Genomic DNA, 11455 nt, shown 5'->3' with positions numbered 1-11455 from the left:
GTAGGTTAACCTACATTCCTTCCAAAGAGAGAGTATTGGAAATATTTGCACCACCACAATTGACAGAGAGCCAATAATAATTGGAAGTTTTACTTTTTTGGCTAATTGAATTTGCTTTCGAAACACTTCTTTCTGAACTTCTTTTGGCGACTTGTCCCAATAATAATCAAGCCCCATTTCTCCTAATGCGACTACTTTTGGATGCCCTGTGAGCTCTTCAATCCATACTAAATCTTCATCCGTCATATCGATGGCATCAACCGGGTGCCATCCGACACTCGCATAAAGTCCTTCGAATGTTTCCACGAGCTTCATTGCCTTTTCAATTGTTTTTCGATCAAATCCAACGACTACCATTTTGTCGACGCCAACCTCTTTGGCACGTTTTATCACTTGTTCAACATCTTCTTCAAACTGATCGGCATTTAAATGAACGTGCGTATCAAATAACACGATGACTCACTCCTTCTTGTTACTTATTTTATTAATATGAAAATTATATTATTTTCTACTATATATATAATGTCTTTTTTCACAGTTTTTAATTACATACCCAAAAAAAATTGAAAACAAAAAATCATGTTATATTATCGCTTTTTATGAACAAAACAAGATTAAACAAAAACATAGAGATGTTTCACGTGAAACATCTCTATGTTATTTTAGAATAACATTATTATTTTACTCTTGCTCCGTTTGGTAAAGATTGGTCTACAGAAGCTAACGATAATACTCCGTCTTTTTCACCAGCTAAAATCATTCCTTCAGATAATTCTCCACGTAATTTAACCGGTTTTAAATTTGTTACGCAAATGACTTTTTTCCCAATTAACTCTTCTGGTTGATAGTATTTCGCAATACCGGATACTACTTGTCGTTTTTCATCCCCTAAATCGAGTTGTAGCTTTAATAATTTGTCAGCTTTTTTTACAGGCTCCGCGTGAATAACTTCTGCCACACGCAGTTCGACTTTCATAAAGTCATCGATGGAAATCATGTCCGCTTTCTCTTCTTCTTTGTCATCCTTTTTCTCATCTTGTTTGGTATTACCTTGCATTTGCTGTTTGATATATTCAACCTCTTCATTTAAATCTAATCGTGGGAAGATTGGTTCTCCTTTTCCTACAACTTTAGTGCCTTCAGGAATACGGCCAAAAGATTGCAAGCTTTCCCATGTCATGAGTTCTTGATCTGTAATATTGAGTTGTTGGAATATTTTTTTCGGTGTTTCGGTTAAGAACGGTTGGAGTAACACCGCAATACGACGAAGAGATTCCGCTAAATGAACCATGACGCGACCTAATTCTTCTCGTTTCGCTTCATCCTTCGCTAAAATCCACGGTTGCGTTTCATCAATAAATTTATTCGTGCGGCTAATTAATTGCCATACAGTTGATAAGGCAACAGAGAATTGCATGTCTTCCATCGCTTCTTCATACTTTTTAACAGATTCCTCATTCATTCGCACTAAATCTTTTTCAAACTCGTTTTGAGAACCAGTATAAGTTGGAATGACTCCATCAAAATATTTGTTCATCATCGCAATCGTACGGTTTAGTAAGTTTCCTAAATCGTTAGCTAAGTCAAAGTTAATTCGCTCGACAAATCCTTCTGGCGTAAATACACCATCTGCACCAAACGGTACTTCTCGAAGTAAGTAGTAACGTAATGGGTCAAGTCCGTAACGATCGATGAGCGTTACTGGATCAACAACATTCCCTTTTGATTTGGACATTTTTCCATCTTTCATTAATAACCAGCCGTGAGCAAATACTTTCTTCGGCAACGGTAAATCTAACGCCATAAGTATAATTGGCCAATAAATCGTATGGAAACGAACAATTTCCTTTCCGACGAGATGTACATCCGCTGGCCAATACTTTCGAAACTTTTCTTCATTATCCGTACCATAACCGAGAGCCGTAATGTAGTTAGTCAGCGCGTCAATCCACACGTAGATGACATGTTTTGGATCACCAGGAACTTTAATTCCCCAATCAAACGTCGTCCGTGAAACAGCTAAATCTTCTAAACCTGGTTTAATAAAGTTATTAATCATTTCATTTTTCCGAGATTCTGGTTGGATAAATTGTGGGTTTTTCTCATAGTATTCTAACAAGCGGTCCACATATTTACTCATTCTAAAAAAGTACGATTCTTCTTTGACTTTCTCTACTGGGCGTCCACAGTCAGGACAATTGCCGTCTACGAGTTGCCGTTCGGTAAAGAACGATTCACAAGGGGTACAATACCAACCTTCATATTCATCTAAATAAATATCACCTTGATCAATTAAGCGCTTAAATATTTTTTCGACAACTTTTTTATGTCGTTCTTGCGTTGTCCGAATAAAATCATCATAAGAAATATCAAGCTTTTTCCAGAGCTCTTGAATACCAGCAACAATTTCATCTACATATTGTTGCGGTGTAACTCCCTTTTCTTCCGCTTTTCGTTGGATCTTTTGCCCATGCTCATCGGTTCCGGTTAAAAACATAACGTCATACCCACGCATTCTTTTATAACGGGCCATTGCATCACCTGCCACGGTCGTGTACGCGTGACCAATATGTAAATTCCCACTTGGGTAATAAATCGGTGTCGTTAAATAAAACGTCTTTTTTTCTTTCATCTTTTACCCTCCTTTAATTCATTTCTAAAACCTTTGTTATGGCGTATTTATAAAAAAAGGTTGAACGTTTCCGTATGTAAAAGGATAAGTGAAAAAGCTCTCGCCCAATGCGAGAGCTTTTCTTCGAAGACTAACAGGGCGTTCCAACCTTTTATACCACAACTATACCTCTTATATCTCCAAAATATACATAAAATATGACAATTATGCAACTTCAGATAGCTGTTCTCGTCAACATTTTTCCCTTAAAGAAAACTCGTCGACGTTTTTGTCGGATTTTGTCGAAAAAATAAAGATTTTAACCACTTTGTCGAATTTCTTTTTTCCAAATTAATTACAAAAAATTATTCACAAAATATTATGAATTCAGCATAATAGCGTATAAAACGTTGATATATCAACATCTTATTGGAAAAAAATATAAAAAAAAATGATGGATAAAATTATTGACGAATATGGGAATGGCTGGTATGATAAAAACATCTTAAGAAAAATGTCGAATAATGACGAATTATAATAGAAAAAAAATCGAGAGGAGAAATAGTAAACATGAAATCTACTGGTATTGTTCGTAAAGTTGATGAACTTGGTCGTGTGGTTATTCCTATTGAATTACGTCGTACACTTGGTATTGCTGAAAAAGACGCTTTAGAAATTTACGTAGACGATGAAAAAATTATTCTTAAAAAATATAAGCCGAACATGACTTGCCAAGTTACTGGCGAAGTTTCTGATGACAACGTGAAGTTTGCTGATGGAAAACTAATCTTAAGCCGTGAAGGCGCAGAACAATTAATGAAAGAAATTAAAAGCACTTTTAACTTAGATTAATTTTTACAATACAATCCTTATCATCAACACTACCACCATTCACTACACATATCGAATAAAGGAGGCACATAAAAAGCCTCCTTTCTTATTATTGATGATATAATTGATATACTTCCCGTTTTGGCATCGAACGATCTTTGGCTACTTGTTTAATCGCATCTTTCGCCGACATCTGTTCGTTTTCGATATAAGCATGTACATGTTCAATGATAGACAACGGCGTCCACCACATCTCATCTTCACTTTCTGAACTTCCCTCTTTCGCTCCCTCAACGACGATACAAAATTCACCACGGACCTCTTCCGAAGACGCCCATTCAATTGCTTCTGTAAGAGTCCCACGCAAAAACTCTTCAAATTTTTTCGTTAATTCACGACAAAGAACGATTTGGCGGTCGTCCCACACTTCTTTCATAAGGAGAAGCGTTTCTTTTAGTCGATGAGGAGCTTCATAAAAGATTAACGTAGCTTTTTGATTTTTTAATTGATCCAGTTCTTCTCTTTTCTCTTTTTTATTTCGGTGAAGAAATCCGTAAAAATAAAAAGGTTGTGTTGCTATTCCTGAAGCAATTAACGCCGTAAGAGCAGCATTGGCTCCCGGTAATGGAACGACGGGAATTTGTTCGGCAATTGCTTGTTGAACTAATTCAACTCCAGGATCGGAAATGGTCGGCATCCCCGCATCACTGACTAACGCTACATCCTCTCCGTTTTTTAACCGTTCTATTAGTTGCTGGCCGCTTCTTTCTTTATTATGTTCATGGTAGCTTACAATCGGTGTTGATATTTCGAAGTAGTTAGCTAATTTTTTTGTATTCCTTGTATCTTCCGCTGCAATGACATTGACTTCTTTTAACATCCGAATCGCTCGAAACGTCATGTCTTCTAAATTCCCAATGGGAGTTGGCACTAAATATAAAGTTCCTGTTGCATCATTCTTTTCGTAGCTCTTTTGTCTGTTCATCATGGTCCCTCGCTTTCTCAATGAACCGTTCTTTATCCTTTCGCTTTAATTGCTTAAATTGATATTCCGCTCGTAATGCTTCTCCCTTTGTCGCATAAGCTTTCCAATAAAGAAGCTCCACTGGCGTTCGCCCTCGTGTATATTTTGCACCTTTTCCTTCGTTATGTTGTTTGATACGACGCTGAAGATTCGATGTATATCCTCCATAAAAGGTCCCATCACGACACTTTAGCACATAAAAAAAGTGGTTATGCTTGTTCTCCATATAAAATGTGACGCACTTCCTTTGTATATTCGTTGTGATTGGTATAGACAAAAAGCGGCGGTAAAATTTTTAAGTCTGGTTTTCCGTCTTTTATTCCTTCTACTAAAATCGTGTTCGCTTCTTTTCCTTGCTTCGGGTACACCAATCGAAGGCGCTTCGGTTCTAAACGATATTTTCTCATCAACGTTAAAATATCCATCAAACGCCCAGGTCGGTGAACAAAAGCTGCCTTTCCACCTTGGCGTAACAGGTCGCTACTCGTTTTAATCACATCTTCCAACGTACAGTAAATCTCGTGTCGAGCGATAGCTAAATGTTCGTTTTCATTAATCTCGTCTTTTGAAGGGGTAGGAAAGTACGGCGGATTACAAGTGACAACATCAAATTTTCCATACCCAAGTTGTTTTGGCATATCTTTTAAATCCCCGTGAATCATATGTAGACGGTCCTCTAACTGATTATATTGAATGCTACGTACCGCCATATCATATAACCGTTCCTGTATTTCCACACCAGTAATGGTGCCTTTTGTTCTAGTACTGAGTAATAGTGGAATCACACCGTTACCCGTACACAAATCGATAATATTTCCCTTTTGAATCGGAACATAGGCAAATCGAGCGAGTAACACCGCATCTAACGAGAAGGCAAACACTGACGGACTTTGAATAATACGTAAATCTTCGGCCAGTAAATAATCTAAACGTTCATCATCCTTTAATGAAATCATCTCATCTGCCCCCAATCATTGTTCGAACCTTACGAAAAAAGAGCCTTCCGACAATGGAAGGCAAAAAATGACTTATTTTTTATTTAAAAAAGACAAACAGAATAAACAGTCTTCATCTTTACGTGGACTACCGAAATGGATATTACAAATGTGAAACCCTTCTTGATATAACCGTGCCAAATTATCATAACCCTCGCCAATATCAATTGATCTATCCTGGTCGTCTTTTGAACGAGAGAGATTCTTTTTTTCTAATTTTGTTAACTCTGTCTTTTCAGACCGTTCTAATCGACGACGTAAATGGTCGTTTTCAATCTTTAGGGAGTTATTTTCTTCTAGTAATTCAGCAATTTTTTGCTTTAGTTCCCCTAATTGTTGATATAATTGCCCAATTTGCATTTCCATATGACTAACCGAATCAAATAACTCTTTTTTATCCACGTAATCCACCTCATCAATCAGCGGCTTGGGTTGAAATGGCACCGTGATTTAAAATTTCTTCAAGCGTATACTCTAGAACTCGTTCTTGATTGGTCAACTCAACTTGTAATACCCGCTCTAAAATATTTAATCCAACGACTTTTCCAGTACCATGAGGAGTCTCAATCATTTCTCCTAAATCCGGAAGTTGTTCTTTTGCAGACTCATATTCGTCGTTTTCATATTTTAGGCAACACATTAATCGGCCGCATAATCCTGATATTTTTGTTGGATTAAGTGATAAATTTTGATCTTTCGCCATTTTGATCGATACCGGTTCAAAGTCACCTAAGAAAGTAGAACAGCAAAGCATTCGGCCACAAGGACCGATTCCGCCAAGCATTTTGGCTTCATCACGCACACCAATTTGTCGTAGCTCGATACGTGTACGGAAAATGGAAGCAAGATCTTTTACCAGTTCTCTAAAATCTACCCGTCCATCAGCTGTAAAGTAAAAGATGATTTTATTACGATCAAACGTATATTCGACATCAACTAACTTCATCTCTAGTTGGTGTTCAGTGATTTTTTCCATACAAATATCGTATGCTTCAGCCGCTGCCTGTTTATTCTCTTCAACGATTAATCGATCTTTATGGTCGGCAATGCGAATCACCTTTTTTAAAGGTAATACGACATCGTTTTCGTCCACTTGTTTTCGTCCAACAACGACTTTCCCGTATTCTATTCCACGGACCGTTTCCACGATCACGTAATCATCTTTTTCTATTGGAAGATCTCCAGGATCGAAATAATAAATTTTACCGGCTTTTTTAAAACGTACACCTACAATATCATACAAAGGAAGATCCCCCCTGTAACTTTAGAACAAGTTGTTCCATTAATAACTGAGTATTGGTTTTTACATGTAAACGACGTTTTGCCTCTAAAATACTGCTCATTTGTTCGGTGATCTTCTTTCCAGACACGTGCAAGGCACTAGACTGGAGCTTTTCTTGTTGATCTGGGAAAAGATACGCTTCTTTTCCAAGTTGATAATGCAACACGTCGCGATACACAAGCAACAACAAATCTAAACCGAGATCCAGCTGCTGCTTGTCTCTAAAATGCTCATACCATTCCATTTGTAGAAATACCATCGCTTCAAATGGTGATTTATGAAGGACTTCATATAATTTTAACACTATCTTTCTTGCTTGTGCAAACCATTCATCGTTGGATAATTGTAACGCTTCCTTTGTATTGTTCGTTAACTGAGCCAAAAGAGCAGAAAAATGAGGGTGCACTCCCGCATGTTCTAATTGTTGTTGAAGCACATCTTTTGGTAATGGGTGAAAGGAGATCACTTGGCAACGGGAAATGATGGTCGGTAATATACGATGAATTTGTTCAGTGACTAACACCGCCGTCGTCTCTGAGTTTGGCTCTTCTAGAAACTTTAATAAACTATTCGCCGCATTTGTGGTCATTTTGTCCGTATGAACAATCATATAAAACTTCTTTTTCGATTCGACACCGGTTTTCGTAAATTCCTCTTGCAGTGCTTTTATTTGTTCCTTCTTAATGGACATCCCGTCTGGTTCAATGATATGAACGTCGGGATGATTGCCGTTAGAAATACGTTTACAATGATGGCACTCTTCACACGGTAAATAACCTTCCTTTACATGTTGACAAAACAAGCTTTTGGCAAACAAGAGCCCTGCTTCCTTTTTACCGGTTCCACGCATCCCTTCAAACATATAGGCATGAGCCGTACGATTTTTTCGCAAACTGTTTTTTAACATTTGCATCACAATCGGCTGTACATTTTCAAACTGTTCCCATGTTGTCACAATGACTCACTCGCTTACGTATATAAATTAATTAATAGTCCTTTAATTTCTCCGATTTGATCCAATACGTCTATGGACTGCTTTTCCTTTTGTAACACCGTTTCCGTTAATTCTACTAACTTCTCATCAATCGTTTCGACAATGTTTAATCTTCGACCCTCGCCAAATTGATTAAACGTATGCGATTGACGCAAGTCCATCCCAAACTCTACCGCTTCCCGAACAAACCGCTTCACTAATGTTTTAAATTTTGCTAAATCTTTAAAATTTCGGGAGCGAGATAAACGCTCTCCTACTTCATCAATCTCCATCATTAATCGGTGCAGTTGTTCCCTTTGTAATTTTTTCTCTTGTTGTACAACATATTGAGCAAATTGATTTGTTGTGGTCGAAGCTGTAATTGTTTCATTGCGAATTTTATCCATACCAACACGAACATCGTGATTAATTTTCATGATCATTGCCTCCGACTATGTGAATATAGGAAATTCTCGCTTAAAACTGATGAAACGCTTCAACTGGCAAGACAAAAACCGTGGCGCCTCCGACTTCGACTTCCACCGGATATGGGACATAAGAATCGGCATTTCCTCCCATTGGTGAAACTGGTGCTACCAGTTGTTCGCGTGATTGACAGTTATCTTTAATAATTTGTAACGCCCGTTCCACTCGGATATCTTCCGTTCCAATTATAAACGTCGTATTCCCGGATTTTAAAAAGCCGCCGGTACTCGCTAATTTGGTAGCTTTAAAATTATTTTCGACTAGCGCTTGTAATAATCGATTACTATCTTGGTCTTGGACCACGGCTAAAATCAGTTTCATTAGCGAAACTTCCTCCTCTCTACGGCCAACAGAAAGATCTTATCCTTTATTATATCAATTATTTTCTTTCTATGACATGGTCATTCCTGCCTGCTTAGACAAGCGTAAGACCATTTTTTATATAAAGGTTTTGTTAAATGATACTGTTGATATTTTTACATTTCGCTTTCAGGCGGACGCTTTCCGTGGGCAAGGTGCAAGCCGCTTCCCTCGCTACGCTCCAAGTATGGGTCTTGCGGCTTCTTGTTCCCGCTGGAGTCGCCGCCGTGTGAATAACTTGTTAAAAATCAACAATGAAATATAACATAGCCATATAAAAAAGGCTCCTAATCGAATTGATTAAGAACCTCAACTTTTTATTCGCGAATGACCTTCTCCACATGCTCATAGACATCTTGCACAACTTTTTCAAGCGACTGTGTCGCATCAATAACGATGATCCGCTCAGGAAATTGCTGAATTAATAATTGGTATCCTTCTCTTACTTTTTGATGAAAATCAAGTGATTCTAAGTCTAATCGATTCACTTCACGGCCGTGATGCTTTTCGATTCGTTTTAACCCAATTTCCGGTGGAACGTCTAAGTAAAACGTGATATCCGGCATATATTGATCAATCGCAAATTCATTAATCCGATACACTTCTTCAATACCTAAACCTCGTGCATAGCCTTGATATGCTAGTGAACTATCGATAAATCGGTCACAGAAAACATGGATACCGCTTTTTAAAGCAGGAATCACTTTTTCAGCTAAATGTTGACGACGCGCTGCTGCATATAACAGAGCTTCTGTCCGAGAATCCATTGCCGTATTTTCTTTTTTTAAGATGACTTGGCGAATTTGCTCGGCAATCTCAATTCCTCCAGGTTCCCTTGTTATTAATAAATGGGCTCCATTTTGTTTGATCTTTTCTCCTACATGATGGATAACGGTTGACTTTCCCGCCCCATCCGGCCCTTCAAACGTAATAAATAAGCCTTTTCTCATCTTTAACACCACCTTTTGACACTCGCACATATCTCAAACTTTCATAATTCGGATGGTCCCATTTTGTTTGTTTATGCTTCCTTGAAAATGACATCCTTCCATTAATAATTGCTCAATTTCAACAATGATTTCTTCGGTAATTCGTTCGCCGCGAAGAAGTAGTGGAATCCCCGGCGGATAGGGAATGATCATTCCATCCGCAATTTGACCAATTGCTTTTTTCAATGGTACCCATTCACCAGTTTCCAATTGCTGCTGATGTATCGGCACAGCAAGCTCGGTGACTTGTTGAATAAAAAACTTATTGACTCGTCTTTTGAACATTGTTTTTTTAGGAAGTCGAGCCAATACGTCAATTACACGATGAAGAGGATATGTATGTTCCTTCTTTAATAGTGGGAAAATCCATAACACTTGATAAGGATCAGCTAATTCAGAATAAATACCATAATCCTCTAAAAATGCTTGCAATTCAAATCCAGAATAACCTTCAGCTCGAAGAAGGAGCTTTAACGGATCATCGCCTAATAAAATATCGAAACCATCCATCTTTTTAATTTCGTTAGTGAATGTTGTCACCATGTTCATTGTATATTCTATATCTTCCAAGGAATATTGTTCTAAATACAAACGAGACCATTCTAAGGAAATCATAATCGGATATGATGGACTACTCGTTTGTAAAATCGATAAAAAGTGCTCGATTCGTTCTTTACTGACACGATCACTATTAATATGTAAAAAACTTCCCATCGTCATCGCCGGAAGCATTTTATGAGCCGAATGGACTACGATATCTCCCCCTAATTGGAGAGCGCTTTTCGGAAAAGGAGAGCCAAGCACAAAGTGTGGCCCATGGGCTTCATCGACTAAAACAGGAACATGTTGTTCGTGGGCAAAGTCAATGATGTCTTTTAGTTCGTATATCATTCCGTAATAATTGGGATACGTTAAAATAATTCCTTTAATATCATCGTACTGCTTCCATACTTCGCGAACTGTCCGGACATTGACCCCACGAGGAACTCCATACGTTTCGTCATATGTAGGAGCAATAAACACAGGATTTGCCTTTACCAACTCGAGACCATTTAATACAGACTTATGACAATTGCGCTGAACAAGCACCCGGTCCCCCTCACGAAAGGTAGCTAATATCATCGCTAAATTCCCCGATGTACTACCGTTGACTAAATAATAGCTTGCTTTCGTTCTGTAAAATTTCGTTAGCAACTGTTGCGACTCCATAATGGCCGCTTCTGGAGCATGCAAATCATCGAGACCATTCAACTCGGTCATATCATATTGTAAGAGGTGTTGTTTAAAAGCTAAACTAGCCCCATCAAACAGTTGTCCATGCTTATGACCAGGGACATGAAAAGAAATAGGATTCTTTTTTATCACTTGTTGGACCGCATCCATTAGCGGAGTTCGATTTTGAGGCATCTTTATTCCCTTCCATTAAGATAATACACATCTTCTATTTTAACAGTATTTTATGTATTGAAAATGTTAGTTCTAAAATAAAAAACCAAACAAATGAGACGTTTGGTTAGGAACAAATATGCGTTTTAAACGCTTTATTTAGTTGCTGTACAAAATACCGATATTCCGGGTCATTCGTGTCTGTTTGAATCATTTTGCGCTCACAATCATTACAAATATACACATGATTAACATGGATCCCCTGTATTTTCTGTGTTTCACAGATTGCACATCGCTCACTCATTTCGGTAAAAGCAGTTGATTCCATCCCATCCACCTCCATATCTTCCATTGTATCCGGAAAAATCCTTTTGCATACAACATTCAAAAAATTATCATTTTTCTCGTTTTATAATGTATGTGCTATTTCCATTAGCCGTGTATGTTTACTTTATAAATAAACAAAAAAGCCAAAGAGTTTCACTCTTTGGCCTATTTTGCCTGGCAGCGTCCTACTC

14 protein-coding genes are annotated in these 11455 nt (G+C 37.9%); 1 reads left to right on the top strand and 13 read right to left on the bottom strand.

The annotated features are described in order from the left end of the window. On the bottom strand, positions 1-453 hold a 453-nt coding region (locus tag ABES52_RS16480), incomplete at its 3' end, for a TatD family hydrolase (protein ID WP_429652405.1). Positions 454-676: 223 nt separating this feature from the next. After that, positions 677-2632, bottom strand: a complete 1956-nt coding sequence (gene metG, locus ABES52_RS16475; protein WP_429652404.1) for a methionine--tRNA ligase — start codon at positions 2630-2632, stop codon at positions 677-679. 549 nt (positions 2633-3181) lie between these two features. Here metG and abrB point away from each other — a divergent pair. After that, positions 3182-3463 carry a transition state genes transcriptional regulator AbrB gene (abrB, locus tag ABES52_RS16470; protein WP_429652403.1) on the top strand — a complete coding sequence of 94 codons (282 nt, stop codon included), beginning with the start codon at positions 3182-3184 and terminating at the stop codon, positions 3461-3463. A gap of 88 nt (positions 3464-3551) precedes the next feature. Here abrB and rsmI read toward each other — a convergent pair whose 3' ends face one another. From rsmI to ABES52_RS16415, 11 genes are all read right to left on the bottom strand, one after another. Then, positions 3552-4427 (bottom strand): 16S rRNA (cytidine(1402)-2'-O)-methyltransferase, encoded by an 876-nt coding sequence (gene rsmI, locus ABES52_RS16465; protein ID WP_429652402.1) that lies wholly within the window; start codon positions 4425-4427, stop codon positions 3552-3554. Further along, positions 4396-4692 (bottom strand): GIY-YIG nuclease family protein, encoded by a 297-nt coding sequence (locus ABES52_RS16460; protein WP_429652401.1) that lies wholly within the window; start codon positions 4690-4692, stop codon positions 4396-4398. The genes rsmI and ABES52_RS16460 overlap by 32 nt, the downstream gene beginning before the upstream one ends. Next, positions 4676-5422 (bottom strand): tRNA1(Val) (adenine(37)-N6)-methyltransferase, encoded by a 747-nt coding sequence (locus ABES52_RS16455; RefSeq protein ID WP_429652400.1) that lies wholly within the window; start codon positions 5420-5422, stop codon positions 4676-4678. The genes ABES52_RS16460 and ABES52_RS16455 overlap by 17 nt, the downstream gene beginning before the upstream one ends. Before the next feature lie 72 nt (positions 5423-5494). Further along, positions 5495-5863 (bottom strand): DNA replication initiation control protein YabA, encoded by a 369-nt coding sequence (gene yabA, locus ABES52_RS16450; RefSeq protein ID WP_429652399.1) that lies wholly within the window; start codon positions 5861-5863, stop codon positions 5495-5497. Between the two features lie 13 nt (positions 5864-5876). Next, positions 5877-6704, bottom strand: a complete 828-nt coding sequence (gene ricT / locus ABES52_RS16445) for a competence/sporulation regulator complex protein RicT (protein WP_429652398.1) — start codon at positions 6702-6704, stop codon at positions 5877-5879. Then, positions 6697-7701: a DNA polymerase III subunit delta' gene (holB, locus tag ABES52_RS16440; protein WP_429652406.1), complete on the bottom strand. Its 1005-nt coding sequence runs from the start codon at positions 7699-7701 to the stop codon at positions 6697-6699. Before holB ends, ricT begins: the two co-directional genes overlap by 8 nt. A gap of 11 nt (positions 7702-7712) precedes the next feature. Next, positions 7713-8153, bottom strand: coding sequence for a YaaR family protein (locus ABES52_RS16435; RefSeq protein WP_429652397.1), 441 nt, complete (start codon positions 8151-8153; stop codon positions 7713-7715). A gap of 40 nt (positions 8154-8193) precedes the next feature. Further along, positions 8194-8523 (bottom strand): cyclic di-AMP receptor DarA, encoded by a 330-nt coding sequence (locus ABES52_RS16430; RefSeq protein WP_429652396.1) that lies wholly within the window; start codon positions 8521-8523, stop codon positions 8194-8196. 356 nt (positions 8524-8879) lie between these two features. Next, on the bottom strand, positions 8880-9512 hold the full coding sequence (gene tmk, locus ABES52_RS16425) for a dTMP kinase (protein WP_429652395.1): 633 nt from the start codon (positions 9510-9512) through the stop codon (positions 8880-8882). 33 nt (positions 9513-9545) lie between these two features. Next, positions 9546-10958 (bottom strand): aminotransferase class I/II-fold pyridoxal phosphate-dependent enzyme, encoded by a 1413-nt coding sequence (locus ABES52_RS16420; RefSeq protein ID WP_429652394.1) that lies wholly within the window; start codon positions 10956-10958, stop codon positions 9546-9548. A 106-nt stretch (positions 10959-11064) separates the two neighbouring features. Further along, the gene (locus tag ABES52_RS16415; protein WP_429652393.1) at positions 11065-11265 is read right to left on the bottom strand and encodes a sigma factor G inhibitor Gin; all 201 of its coding nucleotides are present in this window, start codon (positions 11263-11265) and stop codon (positions 11065-11067) included. Positions 11266-11455: the final 190 nt, after the last annotated feature.

Origin of the sequence: Aeribacillus pallidus (assembly GCF_050478865.1) — a bacterium.
Classification (GTDB): domain Bacteria; phylum Bacillota; class Bacilli; order Bacillales; family JACDOC01; genus JACDOC01.
This window is presented reverse-complemented; position numbering and strand designations above follow the sequence as displayed.